The sequence below is a fragment of the Paenibacillus vietnamensis genome, from assembly GCF_020169515.1.
GTDB lineage: Bacteria > Bacillota > Bacilli > Paenibacillales > Paenibacillaceae > Pristimantibacillus > Pristimantibacillus vietnamensis.
The window spans coordinates 25,742-49,653 of record NZ_JAHMHW010000021.1; the positions used below are offsets into that span (position 1 = coordinate 25,742).

Consider the following 23,912-nt stretch of genomic DNA (forward strand, 5'->3'; position numbering starts at 1 on the left):
AGGCAAACATCTTGAAATATATATATCAAATTTCTTATTAATGCTTAGGAGGAAATAACAAATGGTTAAAGTTGGTATTAATGGTTTTGGTCGCATCGGCCGTAACGTATTCCGCGCAGCACTGAACAACCCGAACGTAGAAATCGTAGCGGTAAACGATCTGACGGACACGAAAACACTGGCTCACCTGCTCAAATTCGATACGACTCACGGCAAGCTTGACGCAACTGTAGAAGCTCAAGAAGGCGCGCTGATCGTTAACGGCCGCGAAATCAAAGTATTCGCAGAGCGCAACCCTGCTGACCTTCCTTGGGCATCCGTAGGCGCTGAAATCGTTGTTGAATCGACTGGTATTTTCACAGCGAAAGAAAAAGCTGAGCTTCACCTTCAAGGCGGCGCGAAAAAAGTTATCATCTCCGCACCTGCTACTAACGAAGATATCACGGTTGTTATCGGCGTTAACGAAGACAAATACGACCCTGCGGCACACACCATTATTTCCAACGCTTCCTGTACAACGAACTGCCTTGCGCCTTTCGCAAAAGTATTGAACGACAAATTCGGAATCGTAAAAGGCATGATGACAACCGTTCACTCGTACACGAACGACCAATCCGTGCTTGACGTTCCTCACAAAGACCTGCGCCGTGCTCGCGCAGCTGCTGAGAACATCATTCCTTCGTCGACTGGTGCAGCGAAAGCCGTTTCCCTTGTTCTTCCTGAGCTGAAAGGCAAACTGAACGGTATGGCAATGCGCGTACCTACTCCAAACGTTTCCGTAACTGACCTCGTTGCCGAGCTGAAAGTTAACGTAACGGTTGAAGAAGTAAACGCAGCATTCAAAGAAGCTTCCGAAGGTCCTTTGAAAGGCATCCTGAACTACAATGAACTGCCGCTTGTATCGAGCGACTACAACGGCGACCCTGCTTCCTCCACAATCGACGCTTTGTCGACTATGGTTGTTGAAGGCAACATGGTTAAAGTCGTTTCCTGGTACGACAACGAGTGGGGCTACTCGAACCGCGTAGTTGATCTTGCTGCTTACATCGCAAGCAAAGGTCTGTAAGCAAAGAAGGCGGACGGACCGCGGCTTCGCGTGCGGAGCCAAGGTCCTTGGTCCGCGGCTTATGATGGGCCGCCGGCCAAGGGGCCGTTCCTTCTTTGAAGGAGCGGCCTCTTTTTTTTGAATATAAATCCGGGAGGTTTTTTACCATGAACAAAAAAAGTGTACGCGATGTGGCAGAGCTTGCCGGCAAGCGGGTATTTGTACGTGTTGACTTTAACGTGCCGCTCGAAAACGGCCAAATTACCGATGACAAGCGGATCCGTGAAACGCTTCCTACGATCAATTTCCTGATCGAAAAAGGCGCTAAAGTTATTTTGGCCAGCCATCTGGGCCGTCCTAACGGTCAAGTGGTGGAAGAGCTTCGCCATACGGCTTCCGCAGCGCGTCTCTCCGAGCTTCTGGGCAAGCCGGTGACTAAAGCTGACGAAGCGATCGGAGCGGCCGTAGAAGCCCAAGTAGCGGCTCTGAACAACGGCGATGTGCTTTTGCTTGAGAACGTGCGCTTCTACGAAGGCGAAGAGAAAAACGATCCGGAATTGGCTAAGGAATTCGCCAAGCTTGCCGACCTGTTCGTGAACGACGCGTTCGGCGCCGCTCACCGCGCTCACGCTTCGACAGAAGGCATCGCTCATCTGCTCCCGGCCGTATCCGGCCTTCTGATGGAGAGAGAGCTTGATGTTTTGGGCAAAGCGCTTAACAACCCTGAGCGTCCTTTCACGGCGATCGTAGGCGGTTCGAAGGTAAAAGATAAAATCGCGGTTATCGACAAAATGCTTGAAATTGCCGACAACATCATCATCGGCGGCGGCCTGTCGTATACGTTCTTCAAAGCTCAAGGCCATGAAATCGGCAAATCGCTCCTGGACAACAGCAAGCTGGATCTTGCTTTGGAGTTCATCGAGAAAGCGAAAAAGCTCGGCAAAAACTTCCTTCTTCCAGTGGATATCGTAGTTACGGACGACTTCAGCGCGAACGCGAACACGCAAATCGTTGACGTTGACAGCATCCCTGCGGAATGGGAAGGCATCGACATCGGTCCGAAAACTCGTGAGCTTTATGCTGACGCCATTAAAAACTCCAAGCTTGTCGTTTGGAACGGACCAATGGGCGTATTCGAAATCGAGCCATTCTCCCACGGCACGCAAGCCGTTGCACTTGCTTGTGCTGAAACGAGCGGCTATACGGTTATCGGCGGCGGCGATTCGGCGGCGGCTGCTGAAAAATTCGGCCTGGCGGAGAAAATGGACTTCATCTCGACAGGCGGCGGCGCTTCCCTGGAATTCATGGAAGGCAAACAGCTTCCTGGCGTAGTGGCTCTAAACGATAAATAAAAGCAAATACGAGACTAAGCAATATAGGAGGGTATACGTATGAGCAAAAGAACACCAATCATTGCAGGTAACTGGAAAATGTTCAAAACCGTTTCCGAAGCGGTATCCTTTTTCTCCGAAGTAAAAGGCAAAGCTGAGGTTGCCGGCGTGGAGAGCGTAATCTGCGCTCCTTACACAACGCTTCCGGCTCTTGTCGAAGCGGCTAAAGGAACAACGATCGCGATCGGCGCACAAAACGTGCATTTTGAGGACAACGGTGCGTTCACGGGCGAAATCAGCGGCGTAATGCTGAAGGATCTCGGCGTAAAATACGTCATTATCGGCCACTCCGAGCGCCGCGCTTACTTCGCGGAATCGGACGAAATCGTGAACAAAAAGGTTCACGCAGCGTTCAAGCACGGTCTTCTGCCGATCGTCTGCGTAGGCGAGAAGCTGGAAGAGCGCGAAGCGGGGCAAACGAAGGACGTCTGCACGGTACAAACGAAAGCGGCGTTCCAAGGACTTTCCGCTGAGCAAGCGGCTGAAGTCGTTATCGCATACGAGCCGATCTGGGCGATTGGAACAGGCAAATCGTCTACTTCCGAAGATGCGCAGGACGTTATCGGTTACATCCGCGGCGTAGTTGCGGGTCTTTACGACCAAGCGACGGCCGATGCGGTCCGCATCCAATACGGCGGCAGCGTAAAGCCCAACAACGTAGCCGAGTACATGGGCCAAGCTGACATCGACGGCGCCCTTGTCGGCGGTGCAAGCCTTGAGCCTGCTTCCTATATCGCTCTGGTCGAGGGGGCCAAGTAAGATGGCTGCTCCGAAACCGGTTGCCTTAATTATTCTTGACGGCTTCGGCTTGCGCGACGATGTGACGGGTAACGCCGTCGCTCAAGCTAAGAAGCCGAATTACGACCGCTACTGGTCGACTTATCCGCACACGACGCTGACGGCGGCCGGCGAAGCGGTCGGTCTGCCGGAAGGCCAAATGGGCAACTCCGAGGTTGGCCATTTGAATATCGGCGCCGGCAGAATCGTCTATCAGGATCTGACCCGCATCAGCAAGTCGATCCGCGACCGTGAATTTTTCGAAAACGAGACGCTGCTGGGCGCCGTGCGCCATGTGAAAGCGAACAACAAAAAGCTGCATTTGTACGGGCTGCTTTCCGACGGCGGTGTACACAGCCATATCGCGCATTTGTTTGCGCTGCTAGATCTGGCGAAGAAGGAAGAACTTGAAGAAGTATACATCCATGCCTTTCTCGACGGACGCGACGTGTCCCCGGACAGCGCTAAAGGTTATCTGGAGCAGCTTCAAGCGAAGATCGAAGAAGTCGGCATTGGCCGCATCGCGACGGTTCAAGGCCGTTATTATGCGATGGACCGCGACAAGCGCTGGGAGCGCACTGAAAAGTCCTACCGCGCGATGGTGTACGGCGAAGGACCGCAATATGTCGATCCGATCCAGGCGGTAGTTGAATCCTATGAAAAATCGGTTTATGATGAATTCGTTATGCCAACGGTTATCGTGGATGGGGAGAACAAGCCGGCCGGGCTCGTGGAGTCCGAGGACGCGGTTATTTTCTTCAACTTCCGTCCCGACCGTGCGATTCAATTATCGCAGGTGTTCACGAACGAAGATTTCCGCGGCTTCGACCGTGGTGAAGGCCGTCCTGTCAACCTGTATTTCGTTTGCCTGACACTGTTCAGCGAGACGGTTGGCGGTTTCGTCGCGTATTCACCGAAAAATCTCGACAATACGCTTGGCGAAGTTCTAGCGCAAAACAACAAGACTCAGCTTCGTACAGCCGAGACGGAAAAATATCCGCACGTGACGTTTTTCTTCAGCGGCGGACGCGATCATGAGCTGCCGGGCGAAACCCGCGTGCTGATCAATTCGCCTAAGGTTGCGACTTATGACCTGAAGCCGGAGATGAGCGCGTATGAGCTTGCGGAATCGACCGTGCGCGAGATCGAGTCGGATAAGCATGACGCGGTCATCCTGAACTTCGCGAACCCGGATATGGTCGGTCACTCCGGCATGCTGGAACCGACGATCAAAGCGGTCGAAGCGACGGACGAGTGTCTTGGCAAGGTTGTAGAAGCGGTTCTGGCTAAAGGCGGCGTGTGCATTATTACAGCTGACCACGGAAACGCGGATATGGTGTTCGATGAGAACGGCCGTCCGTTTACCGCGCATACGACAAATCCCGTTCCGCTTATTGTGACGAGAACGGGCGAGACGCTGCGCGAGGGAGGCATCCTTGCCGATATTGCGCCGACGTTCCTCGACTTGATCGAACTGGCTAAACCGGAAGAGATGACGGGCGTAAGCTTAATCAACAAGAAATAAGTAAATGCATCATCCATAAACCAATAAAAGGAGTGTTTTCCCCATGTCTATTATCGTTGACGTATACGCACGCGAAGTGCTCGATTCCCGCGGGAATCCGACTGTAGAAGTAGAAGTATCCCTGGAGTCCGGCGGCAAAGGCCGCGCCATCGTTCCGTCCGGCGCTTCCACAGGCGCTTACGAGGCTGTTGAGCTTCGCGACGGCGACAGATCCCGTTACCTCGGCAAAGGCGTTCTGAAAGCCGTTGAAAATGTAAACACGGAAATCGCTCCTGAAATTATCGGCCTTGACGCTCTTGACCAAGTAGCGATCGACCGCAAAATGATCGAGCTTGACGGCACTCCTAACAAAGCAAAGCTTGGCGCTAACGCGATTCTTGCCGTTTCGATGGCAGTAGCCCGCGCTGCAGCTGACGCGCTTGACGTGCCTTTGTACACTTACCTTGGCGGCTTCAACGCTAAAACTCTGCCGGTTCCAATGATGAACATCATCAACGGCGGCGAGCACGCTGACAACAACATCGACGTTCAAGAATTTATGGTTCTTCCTGTCGGTGCAGAAAGCTTCAAAGAAGCGCTTCGTATCGGCGCTGAAATTTTCCACAACCTGAAAGCTGTATTGCACGACAAAGGCCTTAACACGGCTGTTGGCGACGAAGGCGGCTTCGCTCCTAACCTTGGTTCGAACGAAGAAGCAATCACGACAATCATCTCGGCAATCGAGCGCGCAGGCTACAAGCCGGGCGTTGACGTATTCCTGGGCATGGACGTTGCTTCCACCGAGTTCTTCAAAGACGGCAAATACGTGCTTGCGGGCGAAGGCAAATCCTTCACATCCGCTGAGTTCGTTGACCTTCTTGCATCGTGGGTTGACAAATACCCGATCGTATCGATCGAAGACGGCTGCTCCGAAGACGACTGGGACGGCTGGAAATTGCTTACCGATAAGCTTGGAAGCAAAGTACAGCTCGTTGGCGACGATCTGTTCGTAACGAACACAGAGCGTCTGTCCGACGGTATCGAGAAAGGCGTAGGCAACTCGATCCTTGTTAAAGTTAACCAAATCGGTACGCTTACTGAAACATTTGATGCGATCGAAATGGCGAAACGCGCAGGCTACACAGCGGTTATCTCCCACCGTTCCGGCGAAAGCGAAGACAGCACGATCGCTGACATCGCAGTTGCTACGAACGCCGGCCAAATCAAAACAGGCGCTCCGTCCCGTACGGACCGCGTAGCAAAATACAACCAATTGCTCCGCATCGAGGACCAGCTTGGTTCGACAGCTCAATACGGCGGCAAAAAAGCATTCTACAACCTGAAAAGCTTCAAGTAAGGCGATGGGGCATTAGCCCTGCGGCTTATCTGGAGAGGCATGCCCTTCGCGGGCATGCCTTTTTTTGTCGGAGTCGTGCGAGGACGGATAGCCATGCAGGCCGCGGCGGACATTATTCATAGGCAAACAATTTTTGTTGGAGGAGGGGCCGCTTTGGCAAAGCCGGTCATAGGGATTCAAATGTATTCGCTTCGGGACCAGACGGAGATCGATTTTCTCGGGACGCTGAAGAAGGCGGCGGAAATGGGCTACAAAGCGGCAGAGTTCACGGGCTTCTTCAAGACGCCGTCGTGCGAGCTGAAAAGCAAGCTGGAGGAGCTGAAGCTCGAAGCCGCCTCCGCGCATGTCCCGCTTAATTTCAGCGATACGAAGCATATGGAATCGGACTTTGCGGGGCAGATCGCGTTCGCGAAGGAAATCGGCATTTCCTATATCGTGACGCCTTGGGCTCCGCTGCCCGTTAAGCCGACGATGGATGACGTGAAATATTTGACCGGCGTGCTGACGAAATGCGGCAGACAGGTGAATGACGCGGGCTTGCAGTATAGCTATCATACGCATGATTTTGAGTTCAAGCTGGTCGCAAAAAAGCCGGTCATCGAGCATCTGCTGGAGCGGGTGCCGGCCGATCTGATGACGGTGCAGTTCGACCTCGGCTGGCTGTTCCTGGCGGGGTATGATCCCCTTGAGTATTTGGACAAATACAAAGGCCGTGTTCCGCTCGTGCATTTTAACGATTTTAGGAAGGGGCGCATGGACGTCGAAATCGGCAAAGGCGAGGTCGGTTACGAGAGGATACTGGAAGCGCTGGAGCCAGCCGGCGTCAAGTATGTCTTCACCGAGCAGGAAGCGTTTGAAGAGAGCTCGCTCAAGAGCGCGGAAAATAACCTCCGTTTTTTCAAGGAGCGGGGCTATTAGCGTTTGCCGCCGCCGGAAGCCTGTCCTATTGTAATCCATATCCAGCTGTGGTACAATCTATTTACGTGTTTTTATGGAACTCCTGTGCTGGAGGTGGAATGAATGGAAATCTTTTTGAAGATCTTGCTTGTATTATTTTCAGTGGGCCTAATCGCTGTCGTACTTTTGCAGAAAGGGAAGAGCGCAGGCTTGTCCGGAGCCATTACGGGCGGAGCGGAGCACTTGTTCGGCAAGCAGAAAGCACGCGGTCTTGACCTGTTCCTGCAGCGTTTGACGGTGGCTCTTGCAGTAGGCTTTTTCGTTTTGGCGTTGGTGGTTTCCTATTTCGTCCAACAATAATTGATTAATCACGCGGAAAGCGGGGATATCCCCGCTTTTTTTGTATTTTCGGCAATAATACGGTTGGCCGGCTTCCATTTCGTGTATACTACATTGTATATGAGTAATCTATCAACCTGCCGCAGGGTAGCTAGGGACGGCGGGCGCATGAGGAGAAATAGCGACAATGATAATGGACGAGCAGGAACTGCTTGATTTTATGCGCGAGAAGGCATATAAGCCGATGAAATATCAGGAGCTTGAGAAACATTTCGGCATCGAGGACGCCGCGGAATTCAAGCAATTCTTAAAGCTTCTGAACAAGCTGGAGGACGAGGGGAAAATCATCCGCACCCCAAGCGAGCACTACGGAGTGCCGGAGCGGATGAACCTGGTGCGCGGTCGGCTCCAATCGCATGCCAAAGGCTTCGGCTTCCTGATTCCGGAGGAAAAGGATCACCCGGATGTCTATTTGCACGCCAATGACCTCAAAAGCGCCATGAACGGAGATACGATCCTTGTCCGTGTAACGTCGAGAAGCGAGCACGGGGGGCGCATGGAGGGCGAGGTGTTCCGGATTGTAGAGCGCGCGGTCACTCAGATCGTCGGAACCTTCGAGGACCACGAGGCTTATGCTTTCGTCGTGCCGGACGACAAACGGATCAACCGGGATATTTTTATTCCTCAGGGCGGATACAAAGGGGCCGTGTCGGGCCAGAAGGTCGTCGTAAAAATCATCACGTATCCGGAGGGCCGTTCGGCCGCCGAAGGCGAGATCATCGAAATATTGGGGCACAAAAACGACCCGGGCGTAGACATTCTGTCGATCATCCGGAAGCATCAGCTTCCGGAAGGGTTTCCGGAGGACGTGATGGCCGCGGCGGAGGCGGCTCCCGATTCGATTACGGACGAAGAGATTGTCCAGCAGGGCCGGCGCGATCTGCGCGGCGAGGTCATCGTGACGATCGACGGAGAAGACGCGAAGGACCTGGACGACGCGGTACATGTGAAACGGCTGGAGAACGGCAACTTTTTGCTGGGCGTACATATTGCGGATGTCGGCTATTACGTGTCGGAAAATTCCGCTCTTGATCAGGAGGCTTTCCGCCGGGGATGCAGCGTGTATTTGGTCGACCGGGTTATTCCGATGCTGCCGCACCGTTTATCGAACGGCATCTGCTCGCTGAATCCGCGGGTGGACCGTCTGACGTTATCCTGCGAGATGGAATTTGACGCGAAGACGCTGAAGCGCGTGCGTCATGATGTTTTTACGAGTGTGATCCGTACGGTGGAGCGTATGACTTATACGAACGTGCGGAAAATATTGACGGCAACGGAAGAAGAGCCGCAGACGGAGCTGAAGGAGCGTTATGCCGGCCTGCTTGACATGTTCGGCTTGATGGAGGTGCTCGCGAATCGCCTTCGTTCGCAGCGAATGAAGCGCGGCGCCATCGATTTTGACTTCCAGGAGTCGAAGGTGATCGTCGACGAGAACGGCAAAGCGGTGGACATTATTAAGCGCGAGCGTTCGATTGCCGAGCAGATCATCGAGGAGTTTATGCTGGCGGCGAACGAGACGGTCGCGGAGCATTTTCACTGGCTGCGCGTGCCGTTCCTGTACCGGATTCATGAAGATCCGGATCAGGAGAAGCTGCTGAACTTTATCCGGTTCGCAGCCAACTTCGGCTATGTCGTGAAGGGCAAGGGCAATACGGTGCATCCGCGCGCGCTTCAGACGCTGCTGGAGGAGATTCAGGGCACGAAGGAAGCAACGGTCATTTCGACGGTAATGCTTCGTTCGATGAAGCAGGCGAAGTACGACGCGGAAAGCCTCGGCCACTTCGGCCTGGCCGCGGAATTTTATTCACACTTCACATCGCCGATCCGCCGTTATCCCGACCTGGTCATTCACCGCATCATCCGCGAGGTGATCGAAGGCGGAGGACAGCTGACGGAGGCCCGTCATGAGTATCTCGCTTCCCGGATGTCGGACATCGCCCAGCATTCCTCCGAACGCGAGAGGGTGGCGGTCGATGCCGAGCGCGACACAGAACAGCTGAAGAAATGCGAATTCATGCTCGATAAGGTGGGCGAGGAGTTCGAAGGCATCATCAGCAGCGTAACGAGCTTCGGCATGTTCATTGAGCTCGACAATTCGGTCGAGGGCTTGATCCGCCTGAGCGATTTGACGGACGACTACTACCATTTCCACGAGCAGCATATGATTCTTGTCGGCGAGCGGACGTCCAAGGTGTACCGGATCGGCGACGAGGTGAAGGTGCGCGTATCGGGCGTCAGCATGACCGAGCATACGATCGATTTCGAGATGGTCGACATGAAGCCGCGAAGCGGCTATAAAGGCGTAGTCGACGGCGGCTTTGGCGGCGGCTCCCGCGGCGGCAAGAAGCGCGGCCGCTTCGGCGGCGAGCGCGGTGCGGCAGGCGGCGAGCGCGGTACGGCGGGCGGACGCAAGGGCGGCGCCGGAGCGGCCGCGGGCGGCGGTCGCGGCAGTGAGCGAGGCGGCGCAGGGGCGCCTGACGGCGGCGGGCGCGGCAAGGGCGGCAGCGAGCGAGGCGGAGCTGGAGCGTCTGCCGGCGGCGGGCGCGGCCAGGGCCGGCGCGGCAGGGACCGCGGAGGCTGGCAGGGCGGCGCGCCGCTCGAGGACTTCGGCATCGTGGAGCAGGGGAACCCGTGGCGCCTCGATGCCCCGATCCGGGACCGCGGCGGCAAGAAGCGCGGTCGCGGGGTGGACGGAGCCGGCGCGGTGGAAGCCGGCGGAGCTGCTGGCGCAGCCGACGGCGGAGCGGCGGAGCTCGAGTTTTGGCAGGAGCGCGCTGAGCGGCCTCCTGGCGCGGATGCTCCGCGCGGCGGCGGCAGCGGGCCGCGCACGGATATGTGGGGCCTGCCCATCCGCGGGAGCGGCGGGGCGGGCGGTGAAGGCCGCGGCTTTGGCGGCGGCGGTAATCGCCGGAACGGCGGCAGCGGCGGCGCGAAGCGGAAGAAGACGTCGCAGAGCGGCGTGTTCACGGGCGAGCGGCAGACCGAGGCGCCGGGCGCTGGAAACGGCGAGGGCGGCTCAGGGAAGAAGAAGCGGAAGAAGAAAGGCGGAGGTGGAGACGGAGGCAACACAACAGCGGCTTTTGTCCGCAAGAAACGGAAGTAAATGACGAATCGGCGGCTGCAGCGGTTCATCCGGAAGCGGCCGCCGTGATTTGGGCAAAATGGGAAAATATATTTAAGCTTGTCACTTGCTTTTTAATTCCCGGTATAGTACACTCAAGGCAATCGATAATATGAACCTGAATTCACATATTGAAAAGGGTGTCATTATAGTCATGAAACCCTTTCCAATGTGTGAATTTTTTGTTTAAAGACGAAACAGGCGCATATTAATTTTAATTTTTTGGAGGTTTTTACACATGCAACAAGGTACAGTTAAATGGTTCAACGCTGAGAAAGGTTTTGGCTTTATCGAAGTTGAAGGCGGCAACGATGTATTCGTACACTTCTCCGCAATCACTGGCGAAGGCTTCAAAACTCTTGAAGAAGGCCAACGCGTTGAGTTCAACGTTGTTCAAGGCAACCGTGGACCACAAGCAGAAAACGTTGTAAAGCTGTAATAGCTTACTAACGTTGATTAAACCGCTGCAGCCGTTTCGGCTGCGGCGGTTTTTTTGTGACCGGCAAACGTGCCGCAGCTCCCAGCACGCGGTATTTCGCTGCATGTTGGCGGTCGCTCGACCGTTGTGGTAGCTTGTTTTTCTTGCTCACGAGGAACTTGCCCAGGTGAATGACGCTTTCGCTTATCTGCTGTACAAAATGCAGCTAAAAGCTGACATCCGGTGTATTCGGAGCACATCCACTGTATTTTTTGCATTCAAAACGTGGGTTAAATACGGATTTGCTGCTCTAATCCCATAATCTCACCATATTCTGCTGCAAGAAATGCAGCAGAGCATTCAATCGACCAACCAGCTTAACTTATTGATGTACAAAGTACATTCTAGACTGCTCTTACAGTGAGTCTCCCATATCCCGACTTAGCTTATCCCGTTCCGTCTTCTGCAGCACTTCTTGATTTCCATCTGTAAAATTTGATACAATAAGTTTCTGAACGCTTTAAATGAACATTCCAGCGAAGTAAAGTCGAGGTGACCGGCATGGGCAGTAAGAAAAGCGACGGCAAGCAGCTTGCCCAGAATAAGAAAGCTTCCCATGACTATTTCATCGAGGATACTTTCGAAGCAGGCATGGTGCTAATGGGTACGGAAATCAAATCGTTGAGAAACGGCAGGGCGAACATTAGCGACGCTTTTGCTACGATCCGCAACGGTGAGATTTTCATTCACAATATGCATATCAGCCCGTTCGAGCAAGGGAATATTCACAACCCGTCGGATCCGACCAGAGCGCGCAAGCTGCTCCTCCATAAGGAACAGATTCACAAGCTGCTCGGTCTTTCGAAGCAGGAGGGTTATGCGATTGTGCCACTAAAGATTTACGTCCGCAACGGCTACGCAAAGCTGCTGCTTGGTCTTGGCAAAGGCAAGAAGCAGTACGATAAGCGTGATACCGCGGCAAAACGTGACGCTCAGCGCGATATCCAGCGTGCATTAAGGGAGAAACAGAAAGTCGTCCGTTAACCGATTGGTAACCATGGATGACAGCTGCCATCGCTGCCAGTAACTAATATGCACATGGATTCAAATTCGTGTTATACTAAAGCAGTAGCAAAGGCAACACAATGTAATAAGCAATCGTGCAAGTCAATCGGAACGGCCTGACGAATGGATGCATTTGCAGGATGCCGCTCCTTAATCCTTAAAGCTTCATTTTGTGCTAAACGTCGGTGTCTTTACGGCAGCTAACCGTTTATGCGAAAATGGGGGCGTTTATGGATTCGACGGGGATTGGACGAGCGCGGGTTGCGGGTAGCAGGGAGTCGTCTGCTTCATCAACGCTAAAGCCAATTAAATGGCAAACAACAACCAACTTACGCTTTCGCAGCTTAATAACCTGTGAGCGTGCTCCTACCTAGCATCGCCCATGTGACTAGACTAGGGGCTAACATGTAGTGGGATACGCCGTTCGGTCTCCGCCTGGGGTCGACGGAAGAAGATAATCAGGCTGACCTTGGACGAAGCCGGTTACGGGGCGTCGGCCTTGGTGACATCAAAACTGTGACTACACCCGTAGAAGCCTGTGTGGCGTGGTCTTCGGACAGGGGTTCAAATCCCCTCGCCTCCACCAAACCTATCAGAGGAGACACCGTGTCAGGTGTCTTTTTTGCGTTGTCGGTATACATGGCGGTTAGAAAATGGCGTCGTTTTTGGGTTTGCGGCGTTCGTGGCCATAAATCCGATGAATCTCGGATGGTGTACGTTGTGGTGGGGCAGTGGATAGAGAGGGAATGCATTGAGTGGCTGAACGTGCCCGAAAAAACAAAAAACCCAGCTCTGCCAACGAGGCTGAGAAGGGTTTTTTTAAGAGTATAGCCAGCTCTGCTATTGAAGCTGAGAAAGCTATACTCAACCGTAGTATTTCTGTATAATCATAATATTATGTAGGTAGCCGAAAGTCAAGCGAGGATTTACATTATATAAACAGTACATAATCAATGATGAATACAGGATGTGTAGCATGAGATACAGAATCTATTTTGATGAAGCCAATAAGATCGATCAGCCCGACAAGATGTATTCATATTATGGAGCATATGGTGGCAGCGAGCAAGTTATGACGGGAATAGTTCGCTCCGTTCAAGGCATCTTTGAGAAATTGGGAACCAGAAGCGAATTGCATTTTCGCGAGTACAATCATGACAAGCATGTAGAGAAGTACTTCTAGGTGCTTAATTATATTATTAACGAAGAAATCAATATTAATCTCCTCGTAGTCAACAACACGGAAGCCCAATCCATCGCCCAACAACTCGATTTAACGACTATGGAGTTAAGGAGTCTGTTCTACATTAAAATACCGGAGCGGCTATTCTATGGTATTACTCGCGGACTCACCAATCAAATGGACATCGAGATTAGAATTGATCACAATGATGAATATGATGCACTTGGGCTGCATTCCAAAATCAAGGAACAGATGAATGCCCACTCTGTTTACAGGAACAAAAGGTACAAAATCACATCAGTTGAGTCCGAAAAATCCCATGAATCTATCCCTTTGCAAATCATCGACACCTTTCTGGGGATCGTAGTATTCTTAATGGAGCAAAGCTATATGGGACAGTCGGATGCTGTGCGAATCAAGAGCGACCTTATCTATCGCTTTCTATCTCAAGGAAACAATGTGGAGCGATTCCAGAGCCAAATTAAGTTGTATACTTGGAATGGCAGAGAGAATTTGTCCGAACTGTCCATTGGCAATTATATGTCCAAATTCATGATTTATCAAACACAGTATGATTTGGTGGAAATGAATAGGCTGCAAGCCATCCGATTAAGAAATCCTGATTTGACGACCAAGGATTATCGAATGCTGATGGAGTATCCTAATTCCCGTTTTCGAATGCTGTTAGGGTATCTGGATGAGTTGGAGTTAAGAGGAAGGAATGCATTTCTGTTGCAGTAAGAATATCGTACCTTATGGCGACGGTTTTTAGAATTCTGAGTGCAGGAGCCATATATCTGCCTGTTGAGAATATTGTAACTCGGTTGGGCATTGTTTGAGTTAAAAACACACATTTTTTCTCAGTATCGCATAAACCCCGCAAAAATCAGGGATGACCGTCACAGCGGGCATCCCTTTTCTGTATGTCAAGCAACTGCTGTAAATCATGTGTCCTGAAAATCTCCATTTTGTAACGTCACTCAGCTAAAGAATGCAATATTTATTCAAAAAGCTATTTCAACTTGTTGTAAACAAATCAGCCAATTCCGGCAAAGAAGAGGCACAAGATTGATCTGTCTGTTGATAATCAGCTGGGCATGCCTGCGAATCTTTTTGTTTAGGCAGTCCAGAAAGTAGATGTTGTTGCGCTTATCGACAATCATGCTTTCGACCTTGTTGATCCGTGCTGTGCGTACAGGTCCATCTACATCGCTGTAGCCGACGCCCCCAACCACAAGGTATCGATAAATTTAGCGGCTTGTCCCGGTTGTGTGACAGGCGGCGTAGGGGTTGTGGTATTGCATTCACCGCCTACTCCTTTGTTGTTATTGCAAAACTAGTAGGCACGCCACAGCAGCGTTGCTGCTTCTGCACGGGTCACGGATGCCTGCGGATGGAAGGTTTCATCCTGATAGCCTCATCGAGCCCATTCTCCACCGCAACAGCTACGTAGTCCTTGGCTGATTCCGAGATGCCCGCACAATTGCGGAACATCGCTTCAATAATCGAGCGGTTGGACAGCCGGGCAACCATCGTAGCCTTTCAGCTTGACTAGGGCGACCGTAATGTCTTCCCGCAATGCAGGTGCGGTCGGATTGAAGATGTACTGCTCATCGACAGTCCGATAACTGGTCATGTAGTCCTTCATTGCTTCTATGAAGGGCTGTACCAATCGGTCACTTTGACATTGTAAAATGAGGAGTAGTTGACCTTTTGCGGTTGACCTAATGCGTCTCGGCAAGATCTCAGAACGATATAGCAGGCTTATTGGCTGGTGCCTTCTGTTACTCTCCTCTCCGTATTCCGGCAACGTCGCTGACAGCGTTCCATGGGGTGGTTCTCCATAGTTGTTTTGTTCGTATGTTGAAAGGGGTCTTTTTACCTGACGAGTCGAATTTAGCGGCGGTCATTTTTCGAACACCACTTAATAAGCCTACTCTTCGTAAGAGGAAGGGGAATAATGTATTGGGCCGAGGCTGTTTTTCGGACATTATTCTTCTCGTTCTGCAATGGTGCTTATATAGTCACTTGAGTTTGACCGGGCGAAAGTCACTCATAGTTTTTTGGTTCAATAATGAGGATAATTTAACCCACAATTAATGATTGATCGTAAAAACTCAGATTAATCTTTTTAAGAGTCTTTTCGAACGTGATAAATTTCCCTTATCAAGGCAAAGTTTAAACAATTCAGAAGGTAAAATGGCAGGATTTATTGCTTGAATAAGCTTGAGCATTCGAAAATATGTCAAGTACTGATTAAGTTTTGGAGCAGTAATTCTGCGTTTGTTCGCTAAATAATCTCGAAACTCACTAATTACTTTAATTAAAGCGGCTGATTTCTCTGGCTCAGTTTTATTATCAACTGCTAGATGATCCCCTGACACAAAATGAATATGACTCGGATTCTCACGATTAACAGCAACGAGTACTGGAATCAAGGTAATGTTATCCTTGTATGGTAAATGTTGGGATTGATTTGTACTATTACGTAAAGTTTCTTCCTGATTTGAGCATTTTACTTCTATGGTTGCATAGTCATGGGATGTTTGTTCAAAAGTTTGAAATTGCTTATTTGGTAAGTAAAGTTCGAAGAATGATGAAAGTTTCTTATTCCATGCATAGATGGTGTTTATATGAAGTTCTAATTGAGCGGAAATTTGTTTCATTGGAAGCCTGTCTACTAGAACTAGTTGAATGAATAGCGGCCACTTTTGAATATTTCGGCTTCTATGGAAGAGAGTACGAGTTAGATCGCTAAATATACGTCCACATTGTCGACATTGATATCGCTGCCAGTCAGTTCTATTAACGAATCCATACGTACATAACTACATATCATTTTCCCGGACTCATGCAAACAATGTGGGCAGAACACACCTTTGATGAACCGCTCCCGTCGAATGGTTTCACTATTTAGCTGGAGAAGTTGACCGACCTCAACTAATATATCCTGATGTATATCATCATCTGAGGGGTTCACAAGATTCTGTGCTTTATTTTGTGATTCCATCTCTTCACCACAAGCAGCCCTTAAAGAGCCAGTTGTTTCTAATTATTATACTAGAACGGTCGTTCCCTAACAATGAAATCAATCATTAACTGTTACTACTTGAATGGGGGAATACGGTTGCTATTGTAAAAGAACACAATTTATGGATACTCTTAAAGCAACCAAGAGCCATTTGGCGACCTGAAGGGAAGATGCGTAATGAAGTGTCCGTCGTTATTTCATTTTTATCGGGCTTACTATGGGGGTGTCAGTCAAGGGAAGGTGAACTTTGCCAAAGCTATATCCGAAACCGGAAAGCAGCTTGAAATTATTTTTCAGACGCGAGATTCGCAGGGGCATACGCGTTATGCCAATCGTGAATATGCTTATGCTTTAACGAAAGGTTTTCTTCAAAAGTTTTTTGAACTTGCCGAATATCACTATGGAGAGCAGTTTTTTGATGAATTGGAGTGGCTGAAAAATCGCATTGTTATGCCGAAAGATTTGGTAGGTAATCGTGAGGTTTATATTCCTTTTTCTTATTGTTTCGCACCGAAAGAAAAAAGGCTTATTTTTATAGAATACGGAAAAGTAGAAGAAGCCGAAAGATGGCTGCCGATCTTTAAAACGTTAGTAGAATCGTTTGTAATAAACGACTCGCTGCCGGATATTCAAATGGTGACTTATTGGGATCTGATGAAGGGAACAACAATGGAATTATCTTACCCGGATTCTTTTCTCGCACCTAAAGAACGAGTGATCCAAACCGCAAGATTATTGGTGGAACAAGCAGTGCGTAAGAGGTAAAATCTGAGGATCAATCTTACATAATAATTTATATGCTAAAATAAATTGTCAAAGGAGTGATAAAGATTGGACCCAATTATTACACCTGCGGGTATGCGAGCAGTCCCGGAGCTTAGTTATTTGACTGCCATAAATGTTGCTCGTTACCGTGCGGTTATGAAGTTCATTTATACGGAATATCAGCGTTTGAAATATTGGTTAAGGCCGGAGGAAGTTTATGAAGGCGTGCATGCATGGGGAGTTCTCGAAAGCTATACACTGGAACAGTGCTTGTCCGACTTGGAAAGCCTGAAGGGATGGGGCAATCTGGCCTCGCGTCACGATGGAGGACGAGCGTTATCAGTAGAAGAGTATATGCGGAAGAAGAGCCAGTACTTGCTGACGCCCTATGCCATCGAGATCGAGAGGATGCTTGAGTCGCTGGAGAAGGTTAAAGGATATGGAGGCTCGCTGGAGACAACGTATTTCGATACGATTACGTCGTGTATTCACGAGGTGCGGCTAAGAGCGATGGAGTTTGCACCGGGAGAGGCGATTCGGAATTGGGAAAAGCTCTATGAGGCGTTCAAAACGATGCACGAGAATGCGGCGGATTTCATTGCCAGCATCCATTCCATTCAGGCTGAAGAGATGATGGCCACAGAAGGCTTCCTCGCTTTAAAGGATAATTTGGTGAACTACTTGCAGCATTTCGTTAAAGGACTGCAGAGCGGCGCCTATAAAATAGAAGGCCAGTTACAGAGAATTGGAGACGGCTTGCGAGAGGTCTATTTGGACAAAGTGCTGGAGGATGAGATTGCGAAGCCGCGCCTGGAAGAAGGGAAATCGCCGGAAGAGCTGCGGGTGGAGCTCCATCAGGGCTGGAATAACCTGAAAAGATGGTTTATCGGAGACGAGCAGGAGTTCAGCGAGCTGACACTGCTTGAAAGGGCGACCAAAGAAGCAATTGCAAAGGTTGTCCGCAGCGCGGTCCGGCTGCAGGAACGGCGGCGGGGAGGCATGAGCAGGCGTAACGATTTGGAGGCGCTTGGCCGCAAATTTGCTCAGCTGGACAATCTGGAAGAAGCACATAAGCTTGCCGCGTATGTGTTCGGCCTGTTCCCAAGCCGGCATTTACAGGGTCAGGATGAACGCAGTACGGAACGGGCCGATGCCTCAACCTGGGACGAGATGCCGAATGTGCGACTCATCCGGACGCGCAGCCGAAAGCGTTCGAGCAAATCGGCCTCGGAGCCGATGCGAACTTATTCGGTCAAACGGGAAGCATACAGGGAGCAATTGCTGCTGCAGTTCGAAGAGGAAAGGGCTTTCGTCGAGAAGATGGAGGAACTAGGAAAAGTTCAGATCGCCGAGCTGCCTGTACTAAAGTCGAAAGAGCGGATGCGGCTGCTCCAGTGGATCGGACGGTGTACGGCAACCGCATCGAGGACTTTCATAACGGCTGACGGGTATCGCATTTCGTTAACGATCCCGAACCAAGAGCTTGACGCTGTGCTTCGCAGCGAGGATGGGAATCTAACGATGCGTAACTACATGATAGAAGTAGCTGGAGGAGAAACGATTCATGGCTAGAGGGGGAACGACATCCTATGCGCTTCGCCGCATGCGCGCTAACCGGGGAGCGGATGCGGAGCACTGGAACGAACGGCGCCGGACCTGCGCACACACGCTGTTGAATCGACATTGGATTACGAAAGAAGGAGACCCGGAGCTGTTCTATGCGATTCGGGATCAATATACGGAGCTGCGGGATTGGTTCACCGAGTTTACAGGTTTTTCGCTTATTCTGACGCGGACGATGGCCAAGCTGGATAAAGCGCCTGTGATGGCAGCGCCATGGATGGGGTTCACTGAATTCCGGGAGCCGCGTGACTATGCCTTGTTTACGTATTCGCTATGGTTTCTGGAATCCAAGACGGAGCTGGATCAATTCGTACTGACCGACATTGTTGAGCAAGTCGGCGAGCAGCTTGTCGCATGGGGCCTCGTAATGGACTGGGAAAATTATCAGCACCGTTTATCCATGGTACGGGCGCTCAAAAAGCTTCGACAGCTCGGCGTCCTACGTCATATTGACGGGGAAGAGGCGGATTGGGCGCACGACAGTCGTACGAAAAACGTGCTGTATGAATGTTCACCGTCAGCCAGGTATGTGCTGCGTCATTTTCCGAAAGAGCTGAAAGCTTATGGCAGCTTAGATGATTTTAATGAGCAAATTATATATCCGGAGACAATCGATGGCGAATTGCGCAAGCGCCGGCATCGTATTTACCGGCGTTTGCTGCTGGAGCCGGTGGTCGCAGATCAGCAATGGAGCGCGGACGAGCTGTATTATGTACAGACGCAGCGGCGAACGTTGATGGACCAGATGCAGTTTATGTTCGGCATGGAGGGAAGCCGCTATCGGGAAGGTCTTTTCTTTTTTTATCCGGAGCTTAGCGGTGAATGCAGCTTGTTTCCTACGGCGGCAGGTATTTCAGATCTTGTTCTTCTATTCGCGGGGGAACTGCGGAGAAGGATCGGCGATTGGCATGTGACGGAGCAAGGGACCATAGAGCTGACCAGAACGGATGTCGAGGGGCTATTGTATATGTTGAAGCAGAAACACGGGGAATACTGGAGCAAAGAACATCGGGGAATGAGTTTGGCCGAGCTGGCGAACGGGCTGGCGGCGCATATGATGGATTGGAACTTGGGGTATTGGGCTGAAGGAAGCGAGGGCAGCGAGCGATTTGTCGTGTCGGCAGTCGTCTCCCGGTGGACCGCGGATTATTCATGGGATGAAGGAGAGGGAGGAACGGCATGACTGACTGGCCTCTGGAGGAACAAAAGCGAGACCGCTGGCAAATGAACAGGGCGGGCATTCTTAATTTCTGGTTTTACGAGGACGAGGAGTTCGAGCTTGAGGATGGGCGGCTCGTGCTGCGCGGAACGAACGGCGCGGGCAAATCGGTAACGATGCAAAGCTTTATTCCGCTTGTGCTGGACGGGGACAAGCATCCGAATCGTCTTGATCCTTTTGGCTCGAAGGACCGCAAGATTGAATTTTATTTGCTCGGCGACAAAGAGGAGCATACGGACCGGACCGGTTATTTGTGGCTCGAATTTTATCATCCGGCCAAAAACATATACAAGACGATAGGCATTGGATTGCGAGCGCGGCGCGGGGCGTCTCAAATCGGCTTTTGGGGATTCGTGCTGGAGGACGGCCGTCGAATAAATCATGATTTCTGGCTGTATGACCGTGTGCTGGAATCGGAAGGCCAAGGCAAGTACCCGCTGGATCGCAAAGGGCTGGAAGGGGCAATTGGCGCAGGCGGGCAGGTTGTTCAGGAACAGAGAGGCTACCGCGATCTGGTAAACCGTTCCTTATTCGGATTTTACGATAAAGAGGCATATATCGACTTGCTGAACCTGCTGATTCAGCTTCGCAGCCCAAAGCTTTCAAAAGATGTAAAACCAACGGCCATTTACGAAATTTTAGTTCGAGCGCTGCCGCCGCTGCACGAGGAGGAGCTGCGTCCGCTATCGGAAGTGATGGAGGATATGGATCAGCTGGCCGATCGATTGGAAGAGCTTAAGCTGCACCGGTCAGAACTCGAGAAGCTGAATCGCAGCTATGAGCAGTATAATCGTTATTTGCTCTATCAAAGCGGGGAGCAGCTGCTGACAGCTCATGCCGAACGACAAGAAGTGAGCCGCCAGCTGTCCGGATTGTCCAAAGAGCTGCAAAGCGCAGTACAAGACAGGATGGACGTCGAGGAGGCGCAAGCAAGGAACCAGGAACAGACGGTTTCAACAGAGACAGAGCTGGAGCTGCTCGGGCGCAGCGAGGCCATGGAAAAGCAGCATGAGCTTGATCAGGCGGAGCAATCGTTGAAAGAGACGGCGCTTTATGTCGAGCAGGCTCAGAAACGGCTGACTGCTGCGCTGCGCAGCCAGGAGACGGCGGAGCTCGCGGCGGATAAGGCGAGAAAGCTGCAGGCCGAGCTCTTAGGACAGCAGGAGGAGGGCCTGTCGGAGCTGGAACAGCTGGCCGGGGATATGGAGTTTGTTCATCATGGCGTGTATTCAAGGTACTGGAGTCCGGAGCCGCCTGATGACGCCTCGTTTCTAGCCGCCTGGCGGAGAGACGTGGAAGCGCATCGCAGCTCGGTTGGTGAAGCCATTCGGCTCGCGGAACAGGAACGGGAAGCCGGACAAATGGTTGCCGAGTATGACAAACAGCTCGGCGCGATGCGTTCCGAACGCGATCAAGCGGAGCATGCGATGCGTAAGAAAGAGGAAGCGTCCGAGTCCGCTTTGTATGTGTGGAAGGAGCATTTGCTGACCTGGAAGCAGTCGCTGGTTCAGCTAAGGCTGGGCGAGGCTGCGGTACAGGCGATGTTCGAAGCGAGCAGCGCTTTATCTTATGATCGGCAGAATGTGGAGACGGTGTTGGAGCCTGTGCGAATAGAGGCCGATCGCAACCGTCAGGAAATTATCGCGGCCAAGCTGGAACTGGATCAGCAGGTAAAGCAGCTGAAGGCGGAGCGGGAGGCGCTTGCCGCAGAGAAGCTGACGTGGGAGCAGAACCGCGAGCCTGAACCTGCACGCAGTCAAGCCCGAGAGCGGACGCGAAGCGAATACGGACCGAAGCAGGGTGCTCCGCTCTACGAAGTATGTGATTTTTACGCGCATATAGGGGCCGAGCAGCGGTCAAGCGTCGAGCTTGCTCTTCTGGGGAACGGTCTGCTGGACGCCTGGATTCGTCCGGACGGTCAAATCGGAGCTGTCGGCGATAAGGATGAAGACGTCTGGATCGTGCCGCAGCCGATAGAATGGGGATATACCCTCGCGGATGTTTTGAAGCCGATGCCGTCAGCAGAATCCGGGTTGTCCGAACAACAGATAGAAGCGGTTCTCCGTTCATTTGCTTGGGGGGAAGGATTTGATTCAGAGCTGCTATCGCAAGATCGGACGGCAATGGTCGTCGGTACAGACTATTATCAGTTTGGATCGGTCTTTGGCAAAATCGATCCGAGCCTGCATCGAGTGCAGTTCATCGGGAAGGAAGCACGGAAGCAGTATAAGCAGTCCGAAATATCCAGATTAAATCAGGAGATCACGCTTCGTGAGGGCAGCATGGCAGAGCTTAGCGAGCGCATTGCCGAGCTGGAAGAGGCCATTCAGTCCATTCAGCTGGAGCTGTCCCGGTTTCCGAATCAGGATGAATCCTTTGCGGCGCTTCGACGGTCATGGTCCGAGCAATATGAAGCTTCTACACGCTTCAAGCTGCTGCTGGAGCAAGAGAACAGGCTTGCCGATCAGCTCAGAGCCAAGCAGCTATTATGGGCGGAATTGAAGCAGGCGTTCCTTGCGATGACGGCCGGATGGTCGCGTCTCAAATCGCTTCGCGATCTTCAGGAGGCAAGACAAGCTATCGGCGGTTATATGGAGGCAATTTCACAATTGCACTCGGATTGGCGGGAATACAAGCAGCGGAGCGAGGAAGCAAAACGTTACGAAGCAGACGCGAAAGAGCAAGCCGAATTGGCCGAGACGGAAGAGGAGCTGCGCGATGAGTTGTTCGATAAACAATATTCGCTGCGGGTGAAGGCGGAGCAGCTGCGCAAGCTGATGGACGAGCTTGGAATCAGTGATTTATATGAGCGTATCAGCTCTTTAAAGACGCGGCGTCAGGAGCTGGTGAAGGAACGGGACCGGCTTGCGAAGGAGTTAATGGAGATGGCTGCCCGCATTGCCGTTCTGCGCGAGCGGCAGTCGAGTCTGGCCGAGCGAGAGCAATCGTCGGATGATCATCTGGAACGGAGGAAACGTTATTTCCTTACGGAGTGGGGGCTGCGGCTCGTTCCCGAAGCAGAGGAAATGGAGCCGGATGGCGATGCGGCTGCGGATTGGCTTGCTGTATGCAAGTCAATCGTTACCAAGCTCGAATCCGCCGTATCCCGTTCCAACAAGGAAAGGCTAAGCGGCGTGCTTCAGGATTATTTCAACGCCTCTAAGCATTTGCTGGCCGAATATGTGCTGGAGGCTGATATTAGCGAGTCGGGGAGAATTACGCTGCTATCCATGCGGGATCGCACTCGGCCTCAGAAGCCGGCTGTATTGCTTGCAGAGATGGTCGATATTCTGACGGAGCAGGAAAACTTGCTTAGCGAGAAGGATCGTGAGTTGTTTGAAGAAATTATTCTGCGGAGCGTGGGCAAGTCGATTCGCCAACGCATTCAACGTGCCGAGCTGTGGTTGAAAACGATGAACAGGCTGATGGCAGAGCGGGACACGTCGAGCGGTTTGAAGCTCCAGTTGCATTGGCTGCCAAAAGCGGCGCAGTCGGAAACTGAATTAAACAGTGACGAGCTGGTGGATCTATTGCGACGGGACGCGCATTTGCTGCGTGATGACGAAGTTGAGCGGCTCGTCGGACATTTCCGATCCCGCGTCCAATGGGCCAAGCAAGGAGCGGCCGATGAAAGGGAGGCGCTGCGCAAACATATTTACGAGATGCTTGATTATCGCTCATGGTTCCAATTCGCTCTGCGGTACAAGAAAGGCGATGAAGCGCAATATCGCGAGCTGACGGATGCGAGATTCAACGTGCTGAGCGGCGGCGAGAAAGCAATGTCGATGTACATTCCTCTGTTTGCCGCTACCTATTCGCGTTATGCAGATGCGAGTCCTGACGCGCCAAAAATCATTTCCCTCGACGAAGCCTTCGCCGGAGTCGACGATGAGAATATTCGCGACCTGTTCGGCTTGCTGACGGAGATGGATTTCGACTTTATGATGACTTCCCAAGTGCTTTGGGGCTGTTACGATACGGTTCCTAAGCTTGGCATCTGCGAAATTTACAGACCCAAGGATGCCAACTATGTGACGGTGCTGCGTTACCGTTGGGATGGAAGACGTCTGGAGCCGGTTGCCGGCCATGGAGGTGCCGCCCAGCCGTGAGGGAAACG

The 23,912-nt window shown here is 51.8% G+C and carries 18 protein-coding genes, 1 other RNA gene and 1 pseudogene; 17 read left to right on the forward strand and 3 right to left on the reverse strand.

All coding sequences use genetic code 11. The features are described 5' to 3' along the window. Positions 1 to 61 precede the first annotated feature (61 nt). The 13 genes from gap (at position 62) to KP806_RS24240 (ending at position 13,898) form a co-directional block, all read left to right on the forward strand. A complete protein-coding gene (gap, locus tag KP806_RS24180) occupies positions 62 to 1,066 on the forward strand; it encodes a type I glyceraldehyde-3-phosphate dehydrogenase (protein ID WP_224726327.1) in 1,005 nt (334 codons plus the stop codon). A gap of 146 nt (positions 1,067 to 1,212) precedes the next feature. Continuing rightward, complete coding sequence (locus tag KP806_RS24185; protein ID WP_224726328.1) at positions 1,213 to 2,397, forward strand: phosphoglycerate kinase; 1,185 nt, start codon at positions 1,213 to 1,215, stop codon at positions 2,395 to 2,397. A 39-nt stretch (positions 2,398 to 2,436) separates the two neighbouring features. Beyond that, positions 2,437 to 3,195 carry a triose-phosphate isomerase gene (gene tpiA, locus KP806_RS24190; protein WP_224726329.1) on the forward strand — a complete coding sequence of 253 codons (759 nt, stop codon included), beginning with the start codon at positions 2,437 to 2,439 and terminating at the stop codon, positions 3,193 to 3,195. A gap of 1 nt (position 3,196) precedes the next feature. Next, entirely contained in the window at positions 3,197 to 4,738 is a 1,542-nt protein-coding gene (gpmI, locus tag KP806_RS24195) for a 2,3-bisphosphoglycerate-independent phosphoglycerate mutase (RefSeq protein ID WP_224726330.1), read from the forward strand. Positions 4,739 to 4,781: 43 nt separating this feature from the next. Beyond that, positions 4,782 to 6,074: a phosphopyruvate hydratase gene (eno, locus tag KP806_RS24200; RefSeq protein ID WP_224726331.1), complete on the forward strand. Its 1,293-nt coding sequence runs from the start codon at positions 4,782 to 4,784 to the stop codon at positions 6,072 to 6,074. 153 nt (positions 6,075 to 6,227) lie between these two features. Then, on the forward strand, positions 6,228 to 6,992 hold the full coding sequence (locus tag KP806_RS24205) for a sugar phosphate isomerase/epimerase family protein (RefSeq protein WP_224726332.1): 765 nt from the start codon (positions 6,228 to 6,230) through the stop codon (positions 6,990 to 6,992). 102 nt (positions 6,993 to 7,094) lie between these two features. Next, complete coding sequence (gene secG / locus KP806_RS24210) at positions 7,095 to 7,331, forward strand: preprotein translocase subunit SecG (RefSeq protein ID WP_224726333.1); 237 nt, start codon at positions 7,095 to 7,097, stop codon at positions 7,329 to 7,331. Positions 7,332 to 7,500: 169 nt separating this feature from the next. Further along, complete coding sequence (gene rnr, locus KP806_RS24215; protein WP_224726361.1) at positions 7,501 to 10,473, forward strand: ribonuclease R; 2,973 nt, start codon at positions 7,501 to 7,503, stop codon at positions 10,471 to 10,473. 256 nt (positions 10,474 to 10,729) lie between these two features. Continuing rightward, positions 10,730 to 10,930, forward strand: a complete 201-nt coding sequence (locus KP806_RS24220; protein ID WP_028609190.1) for a cold-shock protein — start codon at positions 10,730 to 10,732, stop codon at positions 10,928 to 10,930. Positions 10,931 to 11,470: 540 nt separating this feature from the next. Continuing rightward, positions 11,471 to 11,953: an SsrA-binding protein SmpB gene (gene smpB, locus KP806_RS24225; protein ID WP_224726334.1), complete on the forward strand. Its 483-nt coding sequence runs from the start codon at positions 11,471 to 11,473 to the stop codon at positions 11,951 to 11,953. A 241-nt stretch (positions 11,954 to 12,194) separates the two neighbouring features. Next, positions 12,195 to 12,560: a transfer-messenger RNA gene (ssrA, locus tag KP806_RS24230) on the forward strand. Between the two features lie 390 nt (positions 12,561 to 12,950). After that, a complete protein-coding gene (locus KP806_RS24235) occupies positions 12,951 to 13,157 on the forward strand; it encodes a hypothetical protein (protein ID WP_224726335.1) in 207 nt (68 codons plus the stop codon). Beyond that, positions 13,158 to 13,898, forward strand: coding sequence for a hypothetical protein (locus tag KP806_RS24240; RefSeq protein ID WP_224726336.1), 741 nt, complete (start codon positions 13,158 to 13,160; stop codon positions 13,896 to 13,898). A 595-nt stretch (positions 13,899 to 14,493) separates the two neighbouring features. On the opposite strand, the pseudogene KP806_RS28035 reads toward KP806_RS24240, so the two are convergent. From KP806_RS28035 to KP806_RS24255, 3 genes and pseudogenes are all read right to left on the reverse strand, one after another. After that, a pseudogene (locus KP806_RS28035) lies at positions 14,494 to 14,574 on the reverse strand (S-layer homology domain-containing protein); the annotation flags it as partial. Positions 14,575 to 14,655: 81 nt separating this feature from the next. Further along, the gene (locus tag KP806_RS24250) at positions 14,656 to 14,793 is read right to left on the reverse strand and encodes a hypothetical protein (RefSeq protein WP_224726337.1); all 138 of its coding nucleotides are present in this window, start codon (positions 14,791 to 14,793) and stop codon (positions 14,656 to 14,658) included. A gap of 481 nt (positions 14,794 to 15,274) precedes the next feature. Beyond that, on the reverse strand, positions 15,275 to 15,823 hold the full coding sequence (locus KP806_RS24255) for a hypothetical protein (RefSeq protein WP_224726338.1): 549 nt from the start codon (positions 15,821 to 15,823) through the stop codon (positions 15,275 to 15,277). A gap of 542 nt (positions 15,824 to 16,365) precedes the next feature. On the opposite strand from KP806_RS24255, the gene KP806_RS24260 reads away from it, so the two are divergent. The 4 genes from KP806_RS24260 to KP806_RS24275 all read left to right on the forward strand — a co-directional run bounded on the left by KP806_RS24260 (position 16,366) and on the right by KP806_RS24275 (position 23,904). Next, the gene (locus tag KP806_RS24260; protein WP_224726339.1) at positions 16,366 to 16,953 is read left to right on the forward strand and encodes a hypothetical protein; all 588 of its coding nucleotides are present in this window, start codon (positions 16,366 to 16,368) and stop codon (positions 16,951 to 16,953) included. 120 nt (positions 16,954 to 17,073) lie between these two features. Beyond that, complete coding sequence (locus KP806_RS24265; RefSeq protein ID WP_263575866.1) at positions 17,074 to 18,525, forward strand: TIGR02677 family protein; 1,452 nt, start codon at positions 17,074 to 17,076, stop codon at positions 18,523 to 18,525. After that, complete coding sequence (locus KP806_RS24270) at positions 18,518 to 19,759, forward strand: TIGR02678 family protein (protein ID WP_224726340.1); 1,242 nt, start codon at positions 18,518 to 18,520, stop codon at positions 19,757 to 19,759. Before KP806_RS24265 ends, KP806_RS24270 begins: the two co-directional genes overlap by 8 nt. Continuing rightward, positions 19,756 to 23,904, forward strand: a complete 4,149-nt coding sequence (locus KP806_RS24275) for a TIGR02680 family protein (RefSeq protein WP_224726341.1) — start codon at positions 19,756 to 19,758, stop codon at positions 23,902 to 23,904. Before KP806_RS24270 ends, KP806_RS24275 begins: the two co-directional genes overlap by 4 nt. Positions 23,905 to 23,912 lie beyond the last annotated feature (8 nt).